Source organism: Microbacterium sp. HSID17254 (genome assembly GCF_003989315.1).
GTDB lineage: Bacteria > Actinomycetota > Actinomycetes > Actinomycetales > Microbacteriaceae > Microbacterium.
The window spans coordinates 1-22387 of the sequence record NZ_RBLT01000021.1; the positions used below are offsets into that span (position 1 = coordinate 1).

The 22387-nt window shown below is 70.3% G+C and carries 23 protein-coding genes and 1 pseudogene; 8 read left to right on the forward strand and 16 right to left on the reverse strand.

The window, feature by feature from the left end; translation table 11 throughout:
• Positions 1-319, reverse strand: a pseudogene (locus D8M34_RS12440) (DEAD/DEAH box helicase); the annotation flags it as partial.
• Positions 320-592: 273 nt separating this feature from the next.
• On the opposite strand from D8M34_RS12440, the gene D8M34_RS12445 reads away from it, so the two are divergent.
• Positions 593-1489 carry an aldose 1-epimerase family protein gene (locus D8M34_RS12445; protein WP_025104688.1) on the forward strand — a complete coding sequence of 299 codons (897 nt, stop codon included), beginning with the start codon at positions 593-595 and terminating at the stop codon, positions 1487-1489.
• Between the two features lie 96 nt (positions 1490-1585).
• Here the strand turns inward: D8M34_RS12445 and D8M34_RS12450 are convergent, their stop codons facing one another.
• From D8M34_RS12450 to D8M34_RS12490, 9 genes are all read right to left on the reverse strand, one after another.
• Positions 1586-4726 (reverse strand): efflux RND transporter permease subunit, encoded by a 3141-nt coding sequence (locus tag D8M34_RS12450; protein WP_126894161.1) that lies wholly within the window; start codon positions 4724-4726, stop codon positions 1586-1588.
• A gap of 16 nt (positions 4727-4742) precedes the next feature.
• Positions 4743-5330, reverse strand: coding sequence for a TetR/AcrR family transcriptional regulator (locus tag D8M34_RS12455; RefSeq protein WP_126894162.1), 588 nt, complete (start codon positions 5328-5330; stop codon positions 4743-4745).
• Positions 5331-5490: 160 nt separating this feature from the next.
• Positions 5491-6687, reverse strand: a complete 1197-nt coding sequence (locus D8M34_RS12460; protein ID WP_202976262.1) for a Gfo/Idh/MocA family protein — start codon at positions 6685-6687, stop codon at positions 5491-5493.
• Between the two features lie 40 nt (positions 6688-6727).
• Positions 6728-7783: a LacI family DNA-binding transcriptional regulator gene (locus tag D8M34_RS12465; protein WP_126894163.1), complete on the reverse strand. Its 1056-nt coding sequence runs from the start codon at positions 7781-7783 to the stop codon at positions 6728-6730.
• 3 nt (positions 7784-7786) lie between these two features.
• Entirely contained in the window at positions 7787-8677 is an 891-nt protein-coding gene (locus tag D8M34_RS12470; RefSeq protein WP_025104693.1) for a carbohydrate ABC transporter permease, read from the reverse strand.
• Positions 8670-9632 (reverse strand): carbohydrate ABC transporter permease, encoded by a 963-nt coding sequence (locus D8M34_RS12475; protein WP_062637352.1) that lies wholly within the window; start codon positions 9630-9632, stop codon positions 8670-8672. Before D8M34_RS12475 ends, D8M34_RS12470 begins: the two co-directional genes overlap by 8 nt.
• Positions 9633-9636: 4 nt before the next feature.
• Positions 9637-10899 (reverse strand): ABC transporter substrate-binding protein, encoded by a 1263-nt coding sequence (locus tag D8M34_RS12480; RefSeq protein WP_126894164.1) that lies wholly within the window; start codon positions 10897-10899, stop codon positions 9637-9639.
• A 112-nt stretch (positions 10900-11011) separates the two neighbouring features.
• Positions 11012-11371 carry a fluoride efflux transporter FluC gene (locus D8M34_RS12485; RefSeq protein ID WP_126894165.1) on the reverse strand — a complete coding sequence of 120 codons (360 nt, stop codon included), beginning with the start codon at positions 11369-11371 and terminating at the stop codon, positions 11012-11014.
• Complete coding sequence (locus D8M34_RS12490; RefSeq protein ID WP_238695654.1) at positions 11368-11742, reverse strand: fluoride efflux transporter FluC; 375 nt, start codon at positions 11740-11742, stop codon at positions 11368-11370. The genes D8M34_RS12485 and D8M34_RS12490 overlap by 4 nt, the downstream gene beginning before the upstream one ends.
• An 87-nt stretch (positions 11743-11829) precedes the next feature.
• On the opposite strand from D8M34_RS12490, the gene D8M34_RS12495 reads away from it, so the two are divergent.
• Entirely contained in the window at positions 11830-13359 is a 1530-nt protein-coding gene (locus D8M34_RS12495; RefSeq protein ID WP_126894167.1) for an FAD-dependent oxidoreductase, read from the forward strand.
• 1 nt (position 13360) lies between these two features.
• Here the strand turns inward: D8M34_RS12495 and D8M34_RS12500 are convergent, their stop codons facing one another.
• From D8M34_RS12500 to D8M34_RS12510, 3 genes are all read right to left on the reverse strand, one after another.
• Positions 13361-14167 (reverse strand): nitroreductase family protein, encoded by an 807-nt coding sequence (locus tag D8M34_RS12500; RefSeq protein WP_126894168.1) that lies wholly within the window; start codon positions 14165-14167, stop codon positions 13361-13363.
• A gap of 4 nt (positions 14168-14171) precedes the next feature.
• Entirely contained in the window at positions 14172-14555 is a 384-nt protein-coding gene (locus D8M34_RS12505; protein WP_126894169.1) for a hypothetical protein, read from the reverse strand.
• Between the two features lie 113 nt (positions 14556-14668).
• A complete protein-coding gene (locus D8M34_RS12510) occupies positions 14669-15511 on the reverse strand; it encodes a MerR family transcriptional regulator (protein ID WP_126894170.1) in 843 nt (280 codons plus the stop codon).
• A 214-nt stretch (positions 15512-15725) separates the two neighbouring features.
• Here D8M34_RS12510 and D8M34_RS12515 point away from each other — a divergent pair, with 214 nt between their 5' ends.
• Together D8M34_RS12515 and D8M34_RS12520 are read left to right on the forward strand one after the other, a co-directional pair.
• A complete protein-coding gene (locus D8M34_RS12515; RefSeq protein WP_126894171.1) occupies positions 15726-16565 on the forward strand; it encodes a DUF4097 family beta strand repeat-containing protein in 840 nt (279 codons plus the stop codon).
• Complete coding sequence (locus D8M34_RS12520) at positions 16562-17188, forward strand: PadR family transcriptional regulator (protein WP_060922301.1); 627 nt, start codon at positions 16562-16564, stop codon at positions 17186-17188. Before D8M34_RS12515 ends, D8M34_RS12520 begins: the two co-directional genes overlap by 4 nt.
• A 63-nt stretch (positions 17189-17251) precedes the next feature.
• Here the strand turns inward: D8M34_RS12520 and D8M34_RS12525 are convergent, their stop codons facing one another.
• Positions 17252-17794, reverse strand: a complete 543-nt coding sequence (locus D8M34_RS12525; protein WP_025104704.1) for a universal stress protein — start codon at positions 17792-17794, stop codon at positions 17252-17254.
• A gap of 149 nt (positions 17795-17943) precedes the next feature.
• On the opposite strand from D8M34_RS12525, the gene D8M34_RS12530 reads away from it, so the two are divergent.
• The 4 genes from D8M34_RS12530 to D8M34_RS12545 all read left to right on the forward strand — a co-directional run bounded on the left by D8M34_RS12530 (position 17944) and on the right by D8M34_RS12545 (position 21720).
• On the forward strand, positions 17944-18135 hold the full coding sequence (locus D8M34_RS12530) for a DUF3073 domain-containing protein (protein WP_025104705.1): 192 nt from the start codon (positions 17944-17946) through the stop codon (positions 18133-18135).
• Between the two features lie 290 nt (positions 18136-18425).
• Positions 18426-19739 carry an ABC transporter substrate-binding protein gene (locus D8M34_RS12535; RefSeq protein ID WP_062766151.1) on the forward strand — a complete coding sequence of 438 codons (1314 nt, stop codon included), beginning with the start codon at positions 18426-18428 and terminating at the stop codon, positions 19737-19739.
• Positions 19740-19828: 89 nt separating this feature from the next.
• Positions 19829-20803, forward strand: coding sequence for a carbohydrate ABC transporter permease (locus tag D8M34_RS12540; protein ID WP_025104707.1), 975 nt, complete (start codon positions 19829-19831; stop codon positions 20801-20803).
• The gene (locus tag D8M34_RS12545) at positions 20800-21720 is read left to right on the forward strand and encodes a carbohydrate ABC transporter permease (protein ID WP_062637376.1); all 921 of its coding nucleotides are present in this window, start codon (positions 20800-20802) and stop codon (positions 21718-21720) included. The genes D8M34_RS12540 and D8M34_RS12545 overlap by 4 nt, the downstream gene beginning before the upstream one ends.
• Here the strand turns inward: D8M34_RS12545 and D8M34_RS12550 are convergent.
• On the reverse strand, positions 21710-22102 hold the full coding sequence (locus D8M34_RS12550; protein WP_025104708.1) for a type II toxin-antitoxin system VapC family toxin: 393 nt from the start codon (positions 22100-22102) through the stop codon (positions 21710-21712). The genes D8M34_RS12545 and D8M34_RS12550 overlap by 11 nt on opposite strands.
• On the reverse strand, positions 22099-22332 hold the full coding sequence (locus tag D8M34_RS12555; RefSeq protein ID WP_025104709.1) for a FitA-like ribbon-helix-helix domain-containing protein: 234 nt from the start codon (positions 22330-22332) through the stop codon (positions 22099-22101). Before D8M34_RS12555 ends, D8M34_RS12550 begins: the two co-directional genes overlap by 4 nt.
• Positions 22333-22387: the final 55 nt, after the last annotated feature.

Genomic DNA, 22387 nt, shown 5'->3' on the forward strand with positions numbered 1-22387 from the left:
CGGACTCCGCACGGTTGCGGATGCTGCGGGCCTCGTCGCGACCGGCGCGCTCCTGGGAGCTCCAGCGGCGCTTCGGAGCACCGGACTCGGCCTCCTCCGGGCGGTAGCCGCGGTGCCCGGGGCTGCGGCTCCCGGGGCGACGGTCGTACCCGCCGGTCGCGCGACCCTCGCGGTCGTCGCGTGCGGGACGCTCGTCGCGAGCCGTGTCCCGACCGCCGGCCGGACGGTGGCGGTCGTGGAACGAGGTCTTCTTGGCGCCGTAGCGCGGCTCGAAGTTCGCGGCGGCGCGACCGCCGCGGGGCTTCTTGTTCTTGGGCATTCGGGTGTCCTTCTTGCGTTCTCGCACGAGAACAGCGCTGCGCGCACGCGCGAGCACTCCGATCCAGCGGAGTCCGGACGATCTGCGGCCGGGGCCATTCCTGTGATGGTTGATTCGCGTCGATCGACGCGCACCATCGGCCCCTGGACTCACACTTCACACACTGAAAAACGTCCGCGCCCTGCGCGGGTGTCCGAAGCCGACCGTCTCAGTCTACCCGGCATCCCTGGGAGACCCCCGCACTCCGGCGGCCTGCGGCACTACGATGTCGAGGTGAACTCCGTCTCTCCCACCGGCACCCAGGTCCATCTCCGTCTCGGCGACGTGACCGCGCAGATCGCCCAGGTCGGCGCCTCTCTCCGTGCCCTCCGGATCGGCGAGGTCGATCTCATCTCCCCGTATCCGCTCGACATCCCGACGCCGTCGTGCTCGGGCGTCGTGCTGACCCCCTGGCCCAACCGGGTGCGCGACGGCCGCTGGGACGACGAGGGCACCGTGCGCCAGCTCGCGATCACCGAGCCGAAGACGGACAACGCCAGTCACGGCCTGCTGCGCTTCACGGCGTACGCCATCGAGCAGACGGAGGGCGCCGCGACGCTGCGGGCGACCGTCTTCCCGCAGACCGGCTACCCGTACCTGATCGAGACGTCCGTCGCGTATGTCCTCACCGCGGACGGCATCGAGGTCACGCACACGCTCACCAACTGGTCCGACTCCCCCGCGCCCGTCGCGGTCGGCACACACCCGTTCCCCACGATCGGCGATGTCGACCCGCACGACCTCGTCCTCCGGGTGCCCGCCCGCACCGCCTTCGAGACGGATGACCGCATGCTCCCGATCGGCACCCGTCCCGCCGATCCCGAGCTGCGCGAGGGCATCCGCGTCGGCGACGTCTCGCTCGACACCGGGTTCACCGACCTCGACCGCGACCCGGACGGCCGGGTGCGGCACACCCTCACCGCCCCCGACGGCCGGACCGTCACGCTCTGGCAGGGCGAGGGCTTCGACTTCGTGCAGGTGTACACGGCCACGAACTATCCCGGTACGCCGCTCGCCGTCGCGATCGAGCCGATGACCGCCCCGGCTGATGCCCTCAACAGCGGCCGCGGCCTGAGACGCCTGGCCCCGGGCGAGACCTGGACCGTGGAGTGGGGCCTCTCCTTCGCCTGACCGCGGTCCACCGGTCCGGAGAACACACGCGGAAGGGCCCCGATCCTCGTCTCCTCGACGGGACCGGGGCTCTTTCTCCGCGTTGCGGACGCGCGACTACTCGCCGTGGTTCTCGCGCAGCTCGCGCCGGCTGACCGGCGTGCCGTCCGTGTGCACGGGGACCGGGGCGCCATCGTCGTGCGGCTCGCCCTTCCGCGCGCGACGGCGCTCCCGCGCCCCCTCGACGAGGTTGTACAGGGTCGGCAGCACGATGAGCGTCAGCACGGTCGAGGAGACGAGCCCGCCGATCACCACGATCGCCAGCGGCTGCGAGATGAAGCCGCCGTGCCCGGTGATCCCGAGCGCCATCGGGGTGAGGGCGAGGATGGTGGCGAGCGCGGTCATGAGGATCGGGCGCAGACGCTTCTCCCCTCCCGCCATCACCGCCTCCGCGGTCGACAGTCCCTTCTCCCGGTACTGGTTCACGAGGTCGACGAGCACGATCGCGTTCGTCACCACGATGCCGATGAGCATCAGCACGCCGATCAGCGAGGCCACGCCCAGCGGTACGCCCGTGATGATCTGCAGCAGGATGGCGCCGGTCGCCGCGAACGGCACCGAGATCAGCAGCAGCAGCGGCTGACGCAACGACTTGAACGTCGCCACCATCACCACGTACACGATGAGGATCGCGGCGAGCATCGCCAGGCCGAGCTGCGCGAACGAGTCGGCCTGCTGCGAGGCGACGCCGCCGACCTCGGCCGAGGCGCCGTCCGGCAGGTCCGCGGCGGCGAGCGCCTCGGTGACCGACTGGGTGGCGACCGCGAGGTTGTCCGATGCGGGCGGCACGGTGACGGTCGCGGTGCGCCGTCCCTGCTCGGTGGTGATCGAGGTCGGACCGTTGCGCTGCTCCACGGTCGCGATGTCCTCCAGCGGCACGATGCCCGCCGCGGTGGGGATCGCGAGCTGCTGGAGGGCGTCGACGGTCGTCGGCGGCTCCGGGTTGACGAGGTACACGGTCAGCGCGGTGTCGTCGATCTCCACCGAGCCGATCTGCTGCGGACGCATCGTGTTCGACACGATCGACCCGACGGCGACCTCGGACAGCCCGACCTGGGCGGCGGCCTCGCGATCCACGACCACGGCGATGTACGGCAGCGCCTCGGCGAGGTTGTCGGTCACCTGCCCGATGCCCTCGCGGCCGTCGAGCTCGTCCACCACGGCGGAGGTCGCGGTGGCGAGGTCGTCGCCGCTCGCGGCCGACACGGTGATCTCGATGTCGCTGGAGCCGAAGCCGGCGGACGCCGCGACGGCGACCTCGCCGACCTCGTCGCCGAGGCCGTCGATCGCGTCCTGCACCTCGGCGCGCAGCTTCTCCTGGTCGGCGTCGCCGTCGGTGAGCACGGAGTACGTGATGCCCGCACCGCCGGAGAACGCGTCGCGCAGCGCGGAGCCGCTCGACCCGATGGAGGCCTGCACGTGCTCGATGCCGTCGATGTCGAGGAGCGCCTCCTCGACGGGGACGGCGGCGTCGGACTTCGCCTGCAGGCTCGCGGTCGGCCCGAGGTCCTGCGTCACGGTCATGGTGTTCTGACCGGAGTCGCTGAGGAAGTTCACCTTCATCAGCGGGGCGGCGGCGAGGGTCCCGGCGAGGACCACCACCGCGAGCGCGACCGTGATGCCCGAGTGCTTCAGCGTCCAGCCGAGGATGGGCCGGTAGCCGCGCTGCAGCCGCGTCGGCGGGGCGGCCGGGTCCTCCGGGTCGATCGCGTTCCCCTGGTCGTCGAGGAGCGGCTTGCCGGGCTTGAGGAACCAGTACGCGAGCACCGGGACGATCGTCAGCGCCACGAAGAGCGACGCGACCATGGCGATCGTGACGGTCATCGCGAACGGACGGAACAGCTCGCCCACCATGTCGCCCACGAACACGATCGGCAGGAACACCGCCACCGTCGTGATGGTCGAGGCGGTGATGGCGGCGGCGACCTCGCGCACGGCGAGACGGATCGCGTCGCCCTTGTCCGCGTCGCCCACGTAGTGGCGCTTGATGTTCTCGATCACCACGATCGAGTCGTCGACCACGCGGCCGATCGCGATCGTGAGCGCCCCGAGGGTCAGCACGTTGAGGGAGTAGCCGAACGCCTGCAGCCCGATGAAGGTGATGAGGACCGAGGTCGGGATCGAGATCGCGGTGACCAGGGTCGAGCGCACCGACATCAGGAACACGAGGATCACGAGCACGGCCATCACGAGACCGAGCAGACCCTCCGTGGCGAGGGTGTCGATGGACTGCACGATGAACGGCGCCTGGTCGAACACGACCGTGAACTCCGCGTCGGGGAGCGCCTCCCCGATCTCGTCGAGGGCCGCGATGACCCCCTGCGACACCTCGACCGTGTTGGCGGCGGGGAGCTTCGTGATGGAGATCGACAGGGCGTCCTCGCCGTCGACGCGGGAGATCGAGGTCACCGGGTCGGACACCTGCTCCACCGTCGCGACGTCGCCGATGGTGACCGCGGTGCCGACGAGCGGCAGGGCGGCGATCTCGTCGACCGAGGTGATCTTCGCTCCGGTCTGCACCGTGAGGGTCTCGTCATCCTCGGTGATCTCGCCGCCGGGGAACAGGGTGCCGTTCTGCTGGAGTGCCGTGCTGATCGCCTCGCTGCTCTGTCCGGCGGCGGCGAGCTTCGCGAGGTCGGGGGTGATGGTGATGCGCTGTCCGACGCCGCCGACGATCTCGGCCGCGTTCACCCCGTCGACGTCCTCGAGGTCGGGGATCGCGACGCTCTCGAGCTGCGCCTGGGCGTTGTCCGCGTCGTCGAAGCCGGTGACCGCCACCTGGATCACCGGGAAGTCGTCGATCGAGACCGAGAGCACCTGCGGCGTGACGTCCTCCGGCAGCTGCGAGGAGATGCGGTTGATCGCCTGCTGGATCTTCTGCTCCGCGGTCGCGAGGTTCGTGCCGTACGAGAACATCGCCTGCACGATGGACGCATTGGTCGTGCTCGTCGCGGTGGTCGACTCCAGGTCGGGAACCCCCTGGATGGCCGACTCGATCGGCGTCGAGACGTCGTTCTCGACCACCTCGGGCGAGGCGCCGGGGTACGTGGTCATGACCACGAGTGCCGGCAGCTCGAGCGACGGGATGAGCTCCTGCTTGAGGTTGGTCAGCGCGAGCCCGCCGAACACCGCGGCGACGATCGTCACGAGCGCGATGAGGGCGCGGTTCTTCAGGCTGAGGATGGCGAGTTTCGACAAGGCGTGGTCCTCGGTGTCAGGGGGTGGCGGTCGCTGCGGATGGGAGGGAGAGAGGTTCTCCGAGGATCCGCGCCAGTGCGGATTCGAGGAAGGACTGTTCGAGATCGACGTCGCGGATCTGCGTGCTCCACATGACGCCGTCGATGAAGATCATCGCCGCTCGGGCCCGGTCGGCGCCATAGGTCGGCTCCAGGAGGTCGACGAGGCGGTCGGACAGGTGGCGCGCGAGCTCGCGCAGACGCGGATCGTGGACGGCCGCCGTGACCACCGCTCGATCCGCCTGCACGGCGTGTCCGTCGTGGATGCTGTCGTGGACGAGCGCGGCGATGACGTCGGCCCCGGCTCCGCGTTCGGCGAGGGCCTGCCGCACCCCGTCGAGCCGGCATTCGATCTCGTCCGCGAGGGCACGGAAGGCGGCGCTGCGCAGGTCGTCGAGGGTGTCGAAGTACTGGGTGGTCGCCCCGAGCGGCACTCCGGCGCGGGCGGCGACCATGCGGTGCGTGATGGCGTCGGCCCCGACCTCGACGATGAGCTCGGCGGCAGCCGTGACGATCTCCCGACGGCGCGCTTCGGGATCACGCCGCCGACGCGCGCTCTCCGCCATCGCTCACCCCCTGGACATCCGTACATGTACGTTTGTACATTCGCTCCGGTGTGAACTCCCTGAGAGCCCCGCCCCTCTCCCCCTCCCCCCTCGCTGCGGGATCAGAAACGTGCCTGGGAGACGCGGTTCGGGTGCCCTATTGCACTCCCCTGCCGGTGGGTCAGGCGGCGGAGGAAGAAGCGGAGGAGGAGGGGGTCTGGCCGCGCTCGAAGTAGGCGACGAGCTCGGGGTCGAGCGGGGGGACGGAGATCGCGGAGCCGTCGCCCCGGAGGGACGCGGTCGCGAGGATCCCGGCGGCCACGGCCTCCCGCGCCGCGACGGGAGAGGTCGCCGTGAGACCACCGTGCCGCACGAACCGGAGGAACTCGGCCACGAGCAGCGCGTCGGCACCGTCGTGTCCGGCGTCGGGCACCTCGGGCACGATGAACACCTCGTCCGCGTCGGCCGCCCCGGCATGCCGACGGTTCCACAGCCTCACCTCGCTGCCGGCCACGTCGCCGAAGTTCTCGATGCGCCCCTCGGTGCCGATCACGGTGTAGTTCCGCCAGTAGTCCGGGGTGAAGTGGCACTGCTGGTACGACGCGAAGATCCCGCCCTCCAGCCTCAGGTTCACCATCGAGATGTCCTCGACATCGACGACGGGGTGGAGTCCCGTGAGCGCGGTCGGCGGCCAGTTGTCCATGCTGAACCAGTCGGGCATCCGCTCCCCCGTGCGGTCCCGCCGGTCGGTGATGTCGCCATAGACGCTCAGGCCGCCCATCGCCGCCACCTGCTCGGTGTACGCGCCGGCCAGCCAGTGGATGATGTCGAGGTCGTGCGCCCCCTTCTGCAGGAGGAGTCCGGTGGTGCGGCTCCGGTCGGCGTGCCAGTCCTTGAAGTAGAAGTCGCCGCCGTGCCCCACGAAGTGCCGCACCCACACGGCCTTCACCTGCCCGATGCGCCCGTCCTGGATGAGCCCGCGCATGAGGGTGATCACGGGCATGTGCCGCATGTTGTGGCCGATGTAGAGCCGGGTGCCGGTGCGTCGCGCGGTCTCCAGCATGCGGTCGGCGTCGGCGAGATCGATCGCGAGGGGCTTCTCGCAGAAGACGGGCACCCCGGCCTCCAGCGCCCGGATGGTCAGGGCGGCGTGCGTGTCGTCCGGGGTCAGCACCATGACGGCGTCGACGCCGGATGCGAGCAGCTCGTCGAGGGAGTCGGTGATGAGCGCGTCGGGGACGAGCGCCCTGGCGTCCTCGCGGGCGCGGGGGGCGAGGTCGCAGACGGCGGTGATGCGGGAGCCGTGCCCCGGCCGGTGCACCTCCTCCTGGAGGGTGGAGCGCGCGCCGAAGCCGATGATGCCGATGTGGAGGTCCAACAGAAGTCCTTCGTGACAGAGGGGGAGAAAAGGGGGCGGCTCAGCGGCCGCGGGTTGCCGGGGCGTCGAGGTCGGTCGAGCCGCCGGGGACGAGGGCCCAGGGGAACTCGTGCAGCGCCCCGGGCGAGGGGTCGCCCTCGAGCGCCTTCTCGACGATGATCCGCGCCTGACGCTCGTAGAAGTCCGTGGGGCCGACGGTGGTGAGGGTGGGCGCGATGAGCCGTGCGTCCGGCGTGTTCCCGACACCGATCACCGCGACGTCGTGCGGCACGCGAAGCCCGAGCATGTGCGCGGCGTTGATCGCGGCGATCGCGGCGAAGTCGGTCGTCGCGTACACGGCGTCCGGGCGGTTCTCCTGCGACAGCAGCTCGATCGCGGCGGTGAAGGCGCTGGCCTGGGTCTCCGCATAGGTCACGGTCCACGCCGGATCCGGGGAGATGCCGGCCGCCGCGAGCTTCTCGACGTACGGCGTGTAGCGCGTGACCTGGGTTCCCGCGAGGCGGACGGCACCCTCCGCGGCGATGCAGCCGATGGCCGTGTGCCGCTCCAGCAGGTGATCCATCGCGAGCTCGCACCCCGGGATCGCGTCCGAACGGATGACGTCGAAGCCGTCCGGCTCCAGGTGCTCCGAGAACACCACGAGCCGCTGGCCGCGCTTGACGAGGTCGCCCAGCCGTCGCGCGTCCTCCTCGTCCAGGCCGACGCCGTCGAGATACGCCACGTCGCTCTCGACACGGTCGAGGGCCGCGTGCCAGTCGCCGTCGGCGAGGATCAGCGTCGTCAGCCCGTGCCGGTTCGCCTCGGCGTTCACGGCGTCGGCCACCGCCAGCGACCACGGATCGCTCAGCATGTGCAGGGAGAGCTGCACCATGCCGCTGCGACCCGTGCGGATCGCCCTCGCGGCCGTGTTCGGCCGGTAGTTGAGCTCGTCCGCCGCCGCGAGCACCCGCGCCGCGGTGGCCTCGGCCACGCCCGCCCCGCTGGCCCCTGCTCGCCCGGAGAACACGTACGAGACGGTCGCGGTCGACACTCCGGCACGTTCGGCCACCATCCGCAGGGTCGGGCGGCGGCTCGGGGCGTGCTCACGCTGTGCCATGTCTCAGCCCTTCGTCCCGCTGAACGCGATGCCCTGGATGAACTGCCGCTGCAGGATCATGAACGTCACCAGCATGGGCAGGGTCGCCAGCAGGGCACCCGCCATGAGCACCGGGTAGTCGGTGCCGTGGATGCCGACGAGCTGCGAGAGTCCGACCGACAGCGGCATCTTCGCCGGATCGGTCGTCACGATCAGCGGCCACAGCAGATCGTTCCAGGACCACAGCACAGTGAACACCACAAGTGCGATGATGCCAGGCTTCGCGAGCGGAACCATGATCCGCCAGAAGGTCTGCCACGGATTCGCCCCGTCGATGCGCGCCGCCTCCTCCAGCTCGGCCGGCATCGAGAGGAAGAACTGCCGCATCAGGAAGGTCCCGAAGGCGCTGAAGATGCCGGGCACGATGAGCGCCTGCAGCGTGTTCAGCCAGCCGAGCGCCTGGATGATCTCGTACTGCGGCAGCAGGTAGAGCTGCGAGGGCACCATGAGCACCGAGAGGAACACGACGAACAGGGCGTTCCGGCCCGGGAAGGCGATGCGCGCGAACGCGTAGCCCGCCATGGTGCACAGGGCGACCTGCCCGACCGTGCGGCCGACCGTGAGGAGCACGGAGTTCAGGAACATCTGCCCGAACGGCATCGAGTCGAAGACCTCGGCGAAGTTGGTGAACACCCACTCGCGCGGGAGGAACGACGGCGGCACCTGCACCGAGTCGGACAGCGTCTTGAACGAGGTCAGCAGCTGCCAGACGAACGGGAACACCATGAGCGCGGCGCCGACGATGAGCACGACGTGCACGATCCACAGCCCGCGGTTCCGTGGGGTGCCCGCCCTCCGCGATCGTGCGGGGGCGGCACCGACGACCGCGCGGGTGTCGAGGGAGACGTCACTCATAGTGCACCCACTTCTTCTGCAGCCGGAACTGCACGATCGTCAGCACGAGGATGATCAGCAGCAGGAGGAAGGCGACGGCGGCGGCGTAGCCGCGGTCGTTGTCGAGGAAGCCCGCCTCGTAGAACAGGTAGACGACGGTGCGGGTGTTCGGCATCGCGGGGTTGCTGCGCCCGAGCATCATGTAGATGAGATCGAACACCTGCAGCGCCCCGATCACGCTGATGACGCTGACGAAGAAGATCGAGGGCGACAGCAGCGGGATCGTGATCGAGAAGAACTTGCGTACGGGGCCCGCCCCGTCGAGGTCGGCCGCCTCCATGATCGTGTCGGGGATGCCCTGGAGCCCGGCGAGGAAGATGACGATGTTGGTCCCGAGGCCCGCCCAGATGCCGACGACGGCGATCGCGACCAGCGCGGTGTTCGGATCGGTCAGCCAGCTCCGCCCCTCGATGCCGACCGCGCCGAGGGCCGCGTTCAGCACGCCGTAGTCGCCGTTGTAGATCATGCGCCACACGAGCGCGATCGCCGCGGGCATGGTGACGACGGGGATGAAGTAGAGCGTGCGATAGGCGCTGCGGCCCTTGAGACCGGTGGTGTTCAGCAGCGCGGCGATCCCGACCGCGAGGGGGATGCCGATGAGCGCGATCACCGTGTAGACCGCGGTGTTGCGGAGGGCCCCGAGGAGCTCCGGATCCTGGAACAGCCGGACGTAGTTCTCGAACCCGATCCACTCCGCGCCGCCGAACGGCCCCGACTTCGTGAAGGAGATGATGAGCGTGCGCACGGTCGGCCACAGGTAGAACACGGCGAGGCCCAGGGCGGTGGGCCCGAGGAACACCAGAGCCCACCACGGCGAGGCACCGGGCGTGCGGCGCCGCCGGCGGACCCCGGAGGGCGGGGCCTCCGGGGTCCGTCCGGCGGCGGGGGCGACCGCGCGAGGCGCGAGGACGGTCATCCGGTCACTCCTGCTCGGCGTCCAGCGCGGTCTGCATCTGCGCGGCGAGATCCTGCAGTCCGTCCTTCGGGGAGACCGCTCCGGACCACACCTGGGACAGCGCCTCGCTCTCGATGCTCGTCCACGCGGAGGTGTTCTTCGACACGGGGTACGGGACGGCCGTCTCCAGCGCGTCGATGTAGACCTGCAGGTCGTACTGCGGGAGGGCGTCGACCCAGGCCTGCTGCGTGCCGTTGTACGCGGGGATCACGGTGCCGGTCTCGGCCTGGATCTTCGCGGCCTGCTCGCCGCTCGCGAAGGCGGCGAAGTCCTTGGCCTCCTCCACGTGCGCGCTCTTGGCGTTCGCGACGTTCCCGACGCCGTGGATCACGCTCTGGTTGCCCTCCGGACCCGCCGGCAGCGGCGCCACGTCGACGCTGCCCCCGATGTCCGCGTTGTCCGCGTAGGCGATGGCGGCCCAGGAGCCGTTCTGGAACATGGCGACCTTGCCGGACAGGAAGAAGTCCTCCGGGTTCGTGTCCGTCATCTGCTGCGCCGTGGGCGAGGAGCCGTCGGCGATGAGGTCGGTCCACAGCTCGATGCCCTCGAGAGCCTCGGGGGAGCCGTATCCGCTCTGGGTGCCGTCCGCGGAGATGACCTCGCCGCCGGCCTGCGCGATGGAGTTGTAGAAGTTCTCCTGGCCGTACTGGCTCGCGGCGACGCCGAACTGGCCCTTCGCCGGGTCAGTCAGCTTCGCGGCCGCGGAACGGAAGTCGTCCCAGGTCCAGCCCGCGCTCGGATACTCCACCCCCGCGGCGTCGAACAGCGCCTTGTTGTACCAGAGCGCGACGGTGTCGAAGTCCTTGGGGGCGCCGTAGAGCGCGTCGTCGTAGGTGTAGAGGTCGACGAGCCCCTGGGGGTAGTCGGCCGCGTCCACGTCGTCGAGCGGGGCGAGCTGTCCGTTCGAGGCGTAGAGCTGGAAGTTCGGGCCGTTCATCCAGAACACGTCGGCGGCCGAGCCGCCCGTCACCGCGGTCTGGAGCTTGGTGAAGTACTCCTTGTACGGCGTGACCTGGATCTCGATCGTGACGTTCGGGTGCTCCTCGGTGTACGCGGCGGCGATGTCCTCCATCGCGGGCTTCTGGTTCTCGTCCCAGATCGCGTAGCTGAGGGTGATGTCGCCGCCCGACGACTCCCCGGTCGCGGAGGAGGAGCAGGCGGAGAGCGCCAGGACGGCGGCCGCGGAGGCGGCGAGGGCGCCCAGGGCGCGGCGAGAGGTGCGGGGCATCGAGGTCTCCTTTGACGGGTGCACGAGAAGGCGGTGCGCGATGTTAACCGTTTAGCGTTAAACGATTAGCAGCGAGAGTAGCGCGGCACGTCGGCTCTTCGCAAGCGTCGATCTAGAGCGCGGCGCCCAGCGCGAGCCCCAGCCCCGCGGCGAGGAGACCGAGCACGAGCATGCCGACCGCGTCGAACACCGCGGCGCCGCGCTCGCCGTCCCGCCACAGCGCGACCGCATCGAGCATCGCGGTGCTGAAGGTCGTATAGCCTCCGAGGAGGCCGGCGCCGAGCACGAACGCCGCGTCCGGCAGCGCCGTCGTCACGAGCCCCAGCGCGAACGAGCCGGTGAGGTTGACGACGAGGATCCCCCACGGGAACCGCCGGCCGGCGAGCCGCGCGACGCCGAGGTCGACGAGATACCGCAGGACGGCGCCGATGCCCCCGGCGAGCGCGGCCGCGAGGAACAGCAGTGGACTCACGACACCCCTCCCCGGCGCGGGCGCCCCAGCCGGAGCCCCACGGCCGCCGCGAGGAGACCGAGGACGAGACTGCCCACGGCATACGCGGCGGCGAGGAGCGGAGCCGACCCCCACAGGGCCAACGTCCCGGTCATGAGGGCGCTATAGGTCGTGAAGCCGCCGAGGACGCCGGTGCCGAGCAGCAGCCGCAGCTCCGCCGAGGCCGGGAGCCGCGCCGCCACGACCCCGATGAGCAGGGCGCCCAGCACGTTGGCCAGCAGCACCGCGAGGGGGAAGCCGCCGGGATCGTCCACGAGGAGTCCGAGGCCCAGACGCGCCGCCGTCCCGAGCGTGCCGCCGAGCGCGACGAGCAGGACACGACGGAGACTCACGCTCGCCACTGTAGTCGCCGCATGACAGCGCGACCGTCGGATGTCAAGGCGTTGGGGTGGGGGCGGGGACAGGCGTTGACTGTCGGCATGAAGCCCCTCTGGAAGGTCGACCAGGACGCACCCCACGGCACTCCCTTCGATCCCGGCGCGCAGCACGACGTGCTGATCGTGGGGGCGGGGCTCACCGGCCTCTCGACCGCGGTGCTCCTGACCCGCGCCGGACTCGACGTCGTGGTCGTCGACGCGGGGGACGTGGCGGAGCTGTCGACGGGCGGCAACACGGGCAAGCTCTCGCTCCTCCAGGGGCAGCAGCTCGCCACCATCCGCAGGCACCATCCGGCGGCCCTCGTCCAGGCGTACGTCGACGCCAACCGGGCCGGCATGGAGTGGCTCACCGGCTTCGCCGACAGCGCGGGCCTGAGTTACACCGAGCGGACCGACCACACCTACGCCCAGGGTCCGGACGGGCTCGAGGCGGTCCGAGCCCAGCACTCCGCCGCACGGGAGGCGGGGCTTCCGACCCGGCTGCTCACCGCGGGCGAGCTGTCGACGCCGTTCCCCGTCGCGGGCGCGGTCGCCCTCGATTCGCAGGTGACGATCGACCCGGTCGCCGTCGCCGACGCGCTCGCGAAGGAGTTCCTCGCGGGAGGCGGCACGCTGCACACCGGCGTCCGCGTGACCGGCGCCCACGCCCTGCCGGAGCCGCGGGTGGAGACGACGGCGGGCCCGATGTTCGCCGAGCACATCGTCCTCGCGACGGGGACCCCGATCCTCGACCGCGGCCTGTACTTCTCCAAGGTCGCCGGGATGCGGTCGTACTGCGTCTCGTTCCGGGTCTCCGGCGGGGTGCCGGAGGGCACGTTCATCTCCGCCGACGGCCCGACGCGGTCCATCCGGCCGGTGTCCGCCGCCGACGGCCCCGCCGACACCGCGCAGCTCGTCGTCGGCGGCAACGGGCATCCGGTCGGCCGCTCGGACGGCGAGACCGCGGCGATCGACGACCTCGTGGACTGGACCCGCCTGCACTTCCCGGATGCGGAGGAGACCCACCGCTGGTCCGCGCAGGACTACCAGTCGCACAACCTCATCCCGTTCGTCGGCGCCCTGCCGCGCGGCCTCGGGCGCATCCGCATCGCCACCGGGTACGCGAAATGGGGGCTGTCGAACGCGCCCGCTGCGGCCCTGCGGCTCACGGAGGAGATCATCGGGACGAAGCGCCGCGAGCGTCCGTCCTGGATGCTGCGCCTCGGCACCCGGCTCACCGTCCCCGCCGATCTCGCACGGGGGGCCGTCGAGGGTGCGAAGGTGGCCGCCGCGGCCACGAAGGGCTGGGTCGAGGCCGAGACCACGCCGGTCCCCGTGCCACAGCCCGCGGAGGGCGAGGGCGTCGTGGCGAACCGCGGCGGTCGCCCGGTCGCCATCTCCACGGTCGACGGCGTGACCAGGGCCGTCAGCGCCGTCTGCACGCACCTGGGCGGCGTCCTCGACTGGAACGACGCCGAGTGCACGTGGGACTGCCCGCTGCACGCGTCGCGGTTCGCCGCGGACGGCACGCGCATCGAGGGACCGGCGCTGAACGATCTCCCGGAGGTGCCGCGGACGGTCGGGGGCTCCTGACTCAGGTCCGCGTCGGCGGCGCGTCCCACCCCTGCTGCGGGGTGTCGCAGTCCTCGCGGAACACGTACTGCGACACGAGCTTGCGCTGGCTGCTGGACCAGTCGATCGCCGGGCGACGCTGCTCCGGCGGCAGGTATCCGAGCCGGTACACGGCCATGAGCTCGAGATCGTCGGGCACCCGCAGCAGCCGGACGATCTCGTCCCAGCGCCCCGGCACCTCCATCGGGAACGAGATGAACTGGATGCCCATGCCCAGCTCGACCGTGGTCAGCCAGACGTTCTCCATGGCCGCCCCCATGCTGAACACGGAGTAGAACGACGACAGCTGCCCGGGCCGGTACTCGCTGCGGTCGAGCATGACGCCCAGGAGCAGCGGCGATCCGGCGACGAGCTTGCGATTCTCCGAGCCCAGCGTCTTCGGCACGCCGAACGTGTTCATGAGCGTCTGGCCGCGCTTCGTGAACACCTGGGACGTGAAGGGCCGAAGCGGCGCGGGGAGCTTGTCGAACAGCATGCCGCTGCGCTTCTCCTCCATCTCCTCCTGGCTGAAGCGGAAGTACGGCTTGTACCGCTCGAAGAACGTGCCGTTCGACATGGCCTCCGTCATGCTCTCGCCGGAGATGCGCGCGATCTCGTCGATCGTGTCCCTGTTCTCGATCACCACGAAGCGCCAGGGCTGGCTGTTGAGCTGCGAGGGCGCGCGCCCGGCCGCTTCCAGGAGGATGCGCTGGTGCTCCTCGGAGACCGGGTCGGGCAGGAACGCCCCGTTCGTGGTCTTGCGGCGGCGGATGGCGTCGAGCAGTTCCATGCGGTCACTTCCGGTCGGAGGGCAGGCGCGAGACCACGAGGCCCGCGAGGACGAAGGGGGCCGCCGTGAGGGCGACGAGCGGGTGCCGCCGGGTGTGCGTCCCGGCGTAGGGGATCGCGGCCAGGGGGACGGCGGCGGGGAGGAGAGCGAGGGCGGCGCGACGGGTGCGCGGCGTGCGGGTGGCGAGACCCGCGACGACGGCGAGTCCGGCCGTCGCGCAGGTCAGGATGTAGAGGGCGTGGTGCACCCAGCGGAAGCGGCGCGTGTCGATGAGCCGCGCCGCCACCGCGAGCCCGAGGGCGCAGTTCGCCGCGTAAGCCGTCGCCGCCGCCGCGAAGGCTCCGGACGCGGGGCGGTCGTCGCGCCCCCGCTTCCGTCGCCCCGTCATGGCACGACCCTACGCCCTCCCCTCCTCCCCCGATCCACCCCCTTGCGTGCGAGCCACCCCCTTGAGTACGACCGCAGCGGGGTGGGTCGCACGCAAGGGGGCCGCTCGACGGATCAGAGGGAGGCTTCCGCGTAGATGCGGAGCGCGTCGCGGACGAACTCCGCGCCCTGCGTCCCACCCGCGGACGTCGCGTAGTTCGCGCCGAAGCGCGGATCTGCGACGTACATCTCGCCGAGACCGATGACGTAGGCCTTGGCATCCGCGTCCGGTCCCTGCCGGAGCGCGGCGGCGGGAGTGCCCGGGATGCCCGTGAGCCAGGCCACGTGACGGCGCGCGAGCTCCTGCGCCTCGGCGGACGCGGGATCGATACCGCTCTCCGCCGCGGCGATCCAGTCGCGTCCGAGGTCGGACACGCGCTGCTGCCACTCGGCACGCTCGGCGTCGCTCATCCCGCGCCACCAGCGGTCGCTGTCGGCGTAGGCCTTCTTCCCCCAGCGGCCCTCGACCTCCTGCTTGTACTGCGTGTGGTCGAAGCCGTCGAACATGTTCTCTGCCATGAGGTTCTCACCTCCTCTCAATGCCGTGATGGTGGATTCGACCGACGCGATCTGCCGCGCCAGCCTGGTCTGCTCCTCGCGCAGCAGCGCGAGGTGTGTCTCGAGCGCCGACGCCTCCGCCGCCGAGCCCCCGCCCTGGGTCCCTGAGCCCCCGCCCTGGGTCCCTGAGCCTGTCGAAGGGCCCAGCACCTCCGCGATCTGCGGCAGTCCGAGCCCGAGCTCCCGCAGCAGGAGGATCCGCTGCAGCCGCACGAGCGCCGCCGCGTCGTAGTGCCGGTACCCGTTGGCCGCGATGCGCGACGGAGGCAGCAACCCGATGTCGTCGTAATGCCGCAGCGTGCGGCTCGTCGTCCCCGCCAGTCGTGCGATCTCCTGGATCGACCAGTCCTTCTCGCTCATCCCGCCCACCCTTCCGTGTCGTTCCCCTCCACAGTAGAAGTTGCCGTTACGTCAAGGTCAACCCCGTTCGAATCGCTTGATTGGCTCGATTTCCGGCCGATATGGGACCAATCAGGCGATTCGAAGGAAAGAGGGGTGACGGGATCGAGATATATCGTGTTATCGTGACGGCAACACGATATATCGTGAATCCCTCGACACAGGAGAAGCAGACATGACCGAGAAGTGGCTCATCGCCCCCGGCGAGGAACGCGTCATCGACATCGCCTCCGCGACCCGGCTCAAGGTGGGCCTCGTCGGCGGACAGGTCGACGTCATCGCCCACGACGAACCCGGCATCCGGATCGAGGTGCACGGCGTCACCACCAAGGACCTCCGGATCGAGTCCCGCGACGGCGAGGTCGAGATCGACCACCCGCAGCTCGGCTGGGACAACTTCCTCGAGGTGTTCCGGAACTTCGGCTCCGACGGTCCGCGCGCCGAGGTGAGCGTGGCCGTCCCGCGCAGCATCGCCCTGACCCTCGGCGTCGTGAGCGCCGGCGCCCTCGTGTCGGGCATCCGCAACGACACCCGTCTCAACACCGTGTCCGGCGACATCATCGTCGACACCCTCATCGGCGACCTCAGCGTGAACTCGGTCTCCGGTGACGTGCAGATCCGCAACCTCACCGGCTCGCTCAGCGCCAACAGCGTCTCCGGCGACGTGGCCGTCACGGGCGCCATCCGCAAGGCCACGGTCGACATCGTCTCCGGCGCGACGCTGGTGGACGCGGCGGGCGACGTCAACACGATCACCGTGAACTCGGTCTCCGGCGGCACCACGGTGCGGCTCGACGAGTCCCTCGCGGCGAACTACCTCATCCGCTCGCTCAGCGGCCGCCTGCTCATCGACGGGGTCGAGCGCAGCTCGTCCGGACCGAGCACCTACAACGGCACCACCGGGGAGCTCGCGGGACGCTTCGTCGACCTCCGCGCCAACTCCGTCTCCGGAGGGGTCACGGTCCTCCGCCGCGCTCCGCAGACCATCGAGAACGATCCGGAGTGGGAAGCATGAGCCCCGCGGTCTTCTCCCACGGCGATCTGCGCCTGTACCTGCTGTCGCTGCTCGCGGAGTCCCCGCAGCACGGCTACGGCATCATCCAGTCCCTCACGGACCGGACGGGCGGCACGTACACGCCGAGCGCCGGCACCATCTACCCGCGCCTGGCGAAGCTCGAGGAGGAGGGGCTGGTCACCAAGACCGTCGACGGACGCACGACGATCTACGCGATCACCGAGGCCGGACGCGCCGAGCTGGCCTCGCGCCAGAGCGACCTCGCCGACATCGAGGCGGGCATCACCGACACCGTCCGTCTCATCGCGAACGAGGTGCGCCAGAGCGTGCAGGAGGCGATGAAGAGTCTTCGCGCCGACCTGGCGACGGCCACCAAGGACGACCGGGCGGCGGCGAAGAACAGGCCGCGCACCGCGGGCGACGATGCACGGCTGACCAGCCGCGAGGAGCTGCACCGCGCGGACGCCGTCGTGAACGCCTTCCGCGCCCGCATCCGCACCGACCTGCGCACCCATGTCGCCAAGGGCGGCGTCCTCCCGTCGTCGGTGGTCACCGACCTCGAGAACGCGCTGGACCAGGCCGCCCGGAGCGTGACGGTGGCGCTGAGTCAACCGGACTCCTGAGCCCCTGGCATGACCGCACGAGGCCCCGTCGACATCCGTCGGCGGGGCCTCGTCGTGTGCGGATCACTCCGGCCAGATCTCCTTCTGCTCGTCCGGTACGGACTCCCCCAGGGGGACGACGAGCACGGAGCGGTGCTGGCGATGGGCGAGGCGCGCGGCGACCGAGCCGGTGAAGAACTCCCGGATGGACTCACCGATACCGCGCTTGCGGGTACCGACGACGATGAGCTGCGCGTCGAGCTTGTTCGCGAGCTGCTTGATGGCCAGCGCCGGGTCGCCGACGAGCTGCCGAGCGGTCCAGGTGACTCCCTTGCCGTCGAGCATCGTGGCCGCAGCCGCCTCGACGGCCTCGAACTCGGCAGCCCCCGCGTCGAAGTTGATGTCGATGGGAGCGGAGTGCACGTAGCCGTCCGGATCCTCGTAGGTGACGAAGCGCGTGATGTCGACGTGGGCCACCACGAGCGGGGCGTTCAGCAGCCGGGCGAAGCGGACGGCCTCATCGAGAACGTGCGGGTCCTGGTCGAGCTGCATCCCGACGATCACGGCCTTCTGCAGAGCGGCGTTCTGCGTGGCCTCATCGGACGGAGTGGAGGTGCTGTCGGTCATGGAGATCGCTCCCTTCGCCGGCCTGGCCGCGGCCAGGGTCTGTTCCCCGCGTGCTATCCTGAATGCTACTCTTACCGGCCTCGAGCCGGTGTCGTGAATGACTCGGGCGCCTGTCTGCCCGCAGCTTAACTCGTGAGGGGGTCTCAGGCATGGGCCGTGGCCGTCAGAAGGCGAAGCACACAAAGATCGCCCGCGAACTCAAGGCGTACAGTCCGTCGGTGAACTACTCGGCGCTGGAGCGCGAGCTCGCGCACTCGAGCGACTCCGACGAAGACGCCTACGTCGACAAGTGGGCCGACGAGTACGCAGACGAAGACGAAGACGAACTAGAGAAGGCGTAGCCCCTCGGTTCGAAACACCCGCACGGCTCGTGCGGGTGTTTCGTCGTACCCGGGCGGCGATCCCCTCAGCGGGAGGGCCGCCGTGTCCGGCCGCGCGCGACCGCGTCCCGACGCCGCCGATCGATGTCAGCGCTCCCTCCGCGGCATCCGAATTCGTCCCCGTCCCGCGATTCCGCGTCTTGTGAGCGCAAACATTTTCTGATTTGATGTGCATGTGATCGACGGCGCACCCTCGCCGCGTCCCCGCTTCGGGCGATCCGCAGGAACATGACCTCAAAGAGGAGAACAGCATGGCACCCACCTCACGCACCCCCCGCGTCGCCGCGGTCGTCGCCCTCGGCGCGGTGTCGGCGTTCGGACTCGCGGCCTGCGCGCCGGCCGCATCCGGGGGCGGCGACGCCGGCGGTGAGCCCGTCACCATCGAGTACATGCACCGCCTCCCGGACGGCGAGGGCATGACCACGGTCGCGGAGATCGTCGACCGCTGGAACGAGGAGCACCCCGACATCCAGGTCACGGCCACGAAGTTCGACGGCAAGGCCAGCGACATGATCCTCAAGCTCGAGACCGACATCAAGGCCGGGAACGGCCCGTGCCTCGCGCAGACCGGATACTCCGAGGTGCCGCAGCTCTATGTGAAGGGTCTGCTGGAGGACGTCGCCGCGGAGGCCGAGAAGTACGAGGACCACTACTCGGCCGGCGCGTTCAGCGGCATGCGGGTCGGCGACGCCATCGTCGGCCTCCCGCAGGACACCGGGCCCCTCGTCTACTTCTACAACACCGCGGAGTTCGAGGCGCTCGGCCTCGACGCCCCGGCCACGCTCGACGACCTGACCGCCGCCTCCGCCACGGCCGCCGCCGCCGGCAAGTTCGTCACCGCCTTCACTCCGGACGAGGCACAGAACTGGCTCTCCGGACAGGCCGCGGCCGCCGGCGACACCTGGTTCTCCACCGAGGGCGAGGAGTGGAAGGTGGACGCCGAGGGCGCCGGCTCCGAGCGCGTCGCCGCCTTCTGGCAGGGCCTACTCGACGGCAAGCAGACTCTCGCGACCGAGCGCTGGGGCGAGGGCTTCACGGCGGCGCTGAACGACGGCAGCCTCATCGGCCACGTCGGCGCGGCCTGGGAGGCCGGCTTCCTTCTCGACTCGCTGGACGGCACCCCGGCCGAGGGGCAGTGGCGCGTCGCCCAGCTCCCGGACTTCGGCGCCGGGGCGATGAGCGGCCCCGACGGCGGCTCCGGCGTCTCGGTCATGAAGGGCTGCGAGAACCCCGAGGCCGCCATGGAGTTCAACGACTGGTTCAACACGCAGGTCGACGACCTCGCGTCGCAGGGTCTCGTCGTCGCCGCGAAGGGTGAGGTGGAGACCCCCGAGAAGATGCTGCGGCAGTTCGGTGGCCAGGATGTGCTCGCCGAGCTCGGCACCGCCACCGAGAACCTCAACCCCGACTTCCCCTACGCCCCCGGCTTCTCGACCCTGGCGAACATGAACGAGACGGCCGCCGCGGCCGCCGCCGGCACGGCCTCGGTCGCCGACATCTTCACGACGGCGCAGGACACGGCCGTCGCGTCGCTCAAGGACCTCGGCCTCCCGGTCGCGGAATGACCGGACCGGACGGCATCATCGGATGAACGACGGCGGAGTGCACGGGCGATCGTGCACTCCGCCGTCGTCGTGAGAGCGAGAGGCACATCATGGCCACAGTGACCGAGACGAGGGCAGCGGCGCCGCTCCCTCCCGCGCGCCGCCCCGTCGCCCCGTCGACCAGGCGATCGCGGATCCGACGGGAGGGGCTGACCGGGTGGCTGTTCATGGCGCCGTTCGCGCTGCTGTTCGCCGTCGTCTTCCTCATCCCGATCATCGTGTCGGTCCGGTCGTCGTTCTTCGCGCAGGTGCCCGCCGGCGGCGGCCTGTACGGCGGCGGCGAGCTCGTCGACACCTTCGTCGGCCTCGACAACTTCGCCGCGGCGGCGACCGACGGCGCGTTCTGGGCCGGCATGGGACGGGTCGTGCTCTACGCGGCGTTCCAGATCCCGGTGATGATCATCGCGGCCCTCGCCCTGGCCCTGCTGCTGGACTCGTTCATCGTGCGCCGCCCCGCCCTGTTCCGCCTCGCCTTCTTCCTCCCCTACGCGGTCCCCGGCATCATCGCGGCGATGATGTGGCTCTACCTCTACACGCCCGAGGTGTCGCCCTTCCTGCCGTATCTGCCCGAGGGGACCGACCTCATGTCGCCGCAGACGATCCTCTTCTCGATGGCGAACATGACGACGTGGACCTACACGGGCTACAACATGCTCATCTTCCTGAGCGCCCTGCAGGCCATCCCCCGCGACCTCTACGAGGCCGCCCGCCTGGACGGCGCGACCGGATTCCAGATCGCGACCCGCATCAAGGTGCCGCTCGTGCGCGGTGCCGCGCTGCTGGCCGTGCTGCTGTCGATCATCGGCACGATCCAGCTGTTCAACGAGCCGGTCATCCTGGAGGCCGCGAACTCCTGGATGGGCAAGGACTTCACGCCGATGATGCTCACCTACAACACGATGATGGGCGAGCTGTCGCCGTCGGGCAGCGGTCCGGCGTCGGCGTACTCGCTGCTCATGGCCGGCATCGCGGGTGTGCTCGCGATCGTGTACGCACTGCTCCAGCGGCGGAAGGGCGACGCATGACCACCACACGACTCGTCACCGTGGCTCCGCCGACGAAGCGGCGCTCCCGGAAGCCGCAGGCGGCGGACGCCCCTCCCCCGTCGATCGCCCCCGGCCCCGCCGCGCGCACGTTCGGCATCATCGCCCTCGTCGTCGCCACGCTGTACTTCCTCGTGCCGGTGTTCTGGCTCGTGGTCGCCTCGACGAAGAACAACACCGACCTCACGTCGACGTTCGGCTTCTGGTTCGCCGAGCCGAACCTCGCCGCCAACTACGACAGCCTCATGGGCTGGACGCAGGGGCTGTTCTGGCGCTGGGTCGGCAACTCCCTGTTCTACTCGCTCAGCGCCGGGGTCATCGGCACGCTGTTCGCCGTGATGGCCGGCTATGCGATCGCCAAGTTCGCCTTCCCGGGGAAGAAGCTCGCGGTCGGCATCATCATGGCGGGGCTCCTGCTGCCCGTCGCCCTGCTCACGGTGCCGCTGTACATCGAGTTCCAGGCGCTCGGCCTCACGAACACGGTGTGGGCGATCATCATCCCCTCGGCGGTCTCGCCGTTCGGCGTCTTCCTCGGCATGGTCTACGCGCAGTCTTCGGTGCCGACGGAGCTGCTGGAAGCCGCCCGCATCGACGGCGCCGGTGAGGGCCGGATCTTCTTCACGATCGTGCTGCGGCTGCTCGGCCCCGCGATGGTGACGATCTTCCTGTTCATCTTCGTGGCCACGTGGAACAACTTCCTCCTCCCGCTCATGATGATCTCCAGCCCCGACCTCAAGCCGGTCACGCTCGGCCTCTACGGCATGATGAGCTACTTCTCCCCCGACAAGGGCGCCGTCATGCTCGGGGCCCTGCTCGGCGTGATCCCCCTCATCGCGCTGTTCTTCACGCTGCAGAAGTACTGGCGCTCGGGTCTCGCCGCCGGCGCCGTCAAGGGCTAGGCACCTCGACCGCGCACAGACCGGAGGCCGCCCGCGCGAGCCTCCGGTCGTGCGTCAGGAGCGGGCAGTCGAACACCGCGGCGAGCGCGACGTACGCGGCGTCGTAGGCGGTGAGGTTCGCCCGCAGCGCGAGGATCCGCGGCACCAGCGGGAGCGTCGGATGCAGGTCGACCGGGAGGCGGGCGAGGTCGCCGGCCGCGGATTCGAGCGCCGCGGCGTCGAGGACACCGCCGCGTTCGAGCCCCCGCAGAGCGCTGGCCACCTCCACCGGCAACAGCTCCGGGGCAAGCAGAAACTCGTCCTCCAGCCGCGACCCCAGGACACCGGTCGACGTTCCGGTGCAGACCAGGTCGACGACGATCGAGGCGTCGACGACGATCACCGCCCGGCGCGCCCCTCGTGCACGGCGGCGACGATGCTCTCCGGGGTGAGCGCGGTCATCTCCGGCTGCCGCGCTCGTCGGCTCAGGAACTCCGAAAGCGTCGGGCGCGAGGCGAGGCGAGTGAGCTCCGTCGACAGATACTGCTGAAGCGACTGTCCTCGCTCGCGCGCGCGTGCGGCGAGCACGGAATGCACGCCCGGATCGAGGTCGCGGATGAGGACGTTCGGCATGCTTACAGTATGCATGTACGGCTCCTTTCGTGACTACCCCTCGAGTATCGGGGAG

Excerpts from the sequence above, each read along its gene's own strand:
- D8M34_RS12515 (WP_126894171.1), top strand. The coding sequence starts at position 15,726 with ATGACCGAGAAGTGGCTCATCGCCCCCGGCGAGGAACGCGTCATCGAC.
- D8M34_RS12555 (WP_025104709.1), bottom strand. The coding sequence starts at position 22,332 with ATGCCGAACGTCCTCATCCGCGACCTCGATCCGGGCGTGCATTCCGTG.
- D8M34_RS12480 (WP_126894164.1), bottom strand. The coding sequence starts at position 10,899 with ATGCCCCGCACCTCTCGCCGCGCCCTGGGCGCCCTCGCCGCCTCCGCG.
- D8M34_RS12510 (WP_126894170.1), bottom strand. The coding sequence starts at position 15,511 with ATGAGCGAGAAGGACTGGTCGATCCAGGAGATCGCACGACTGGCGGGG.
- D8M34_RS12455 (WP_126894162.1), bottom strand. The coding sequence starts at position 5,330 with ATGGCGGAGAGCGCGCGTCGGCGGCGTGATCCCGAAGCGCGCCGTCGG.
- D8M34_RS12530 (WP_025104705.1), top strand. The coding sequence starts at position 17,944 with ATGGGCCGTGGCCGTCAGAAGGCGAAGCACACAAAGATCGCCCGCGAA.
- D8M34_RS12520 (WP_060922301.1), top strand. The coding sequence starts at position 16,562 with ATGAGCCCCGCGGTCTTCTCCCACGGCGATCTGCGCCTGTACCTGCTG.
- D8M34_RS12495 (WP_126894167.1), top strand. The coding sequence starts at position 11,830 with ATGAAGCCCCTCTGGAAGGTCGACCAGGACGCACCCCACGGCACTCCC.
- D8M34_RS12535 (WP_062766151.1), top strand. The coding sequence starts at position 18,426 with ATGGCACCCACCTCACGCACCCCCCGCGTCGCCGCGGTCGTCGCCCTC.
- D8M34_RS12540 (WP_025104707.1), top strand. The coding sequence starts at position 19,829 with ATGGCCACAGTGACCGAGACGAGGGCAGCGGCGCCGCTCCCTCCCGCG.
- D8M34_RS12500 (WP_126894168.1), bottom strand. The coding sequence starts at position 14,167 with ATGGAACTGCTCGACGCCATCCGCCGCCGCAAGACCACGAACGGGGCG.
- D8M34_RS12505 (WP_126894169.1), bottom strand. The coding sequence starts at position 14,555 with ATGACGGGGCGACGGAAGCGGGGGCGCGACGACCGCCCCGCGTCCGGA.
- D8M34_RS12525 (WP_025104704.1), bottom strand. The coding sequence starts at position 17,794 with ATGACCGACAGCACCTCCACTCCGTCCGATGAGGCCACGCAGAACGCC.
- D8M34_RS12470 (WP_025104693.1), bottom strand. The coding sequence starts at position 8,677 with ATGAGTGACGTCTCCCTCGACACCCGCGCGGTCGTCGGTGCCGCCCCC.
- D8M34_RS12475 (WP_062637352.1), bottom strand. The coding sequence starts at position 9,632 with ATGACCGTCCTCGCGCCTCGCGCGGTCGCCCCCGCCGCCGGACGGACC.
- D8M34_RS12545 (WP_062637376.1), top strand. The coding sequence starts at position 20,800 with ATGACCACCACACGACTCGTCACCGTGGCTCCGCCGACGAAGCGGCGC.
- D8M34_RS12465 (WP_126894163.1), bottom strand. The coding sequence starts at position 7,783 with ATGGCACAGCGTGAGCACGCCCCGAGCCGCCGCCCGACCCTGCGGATG.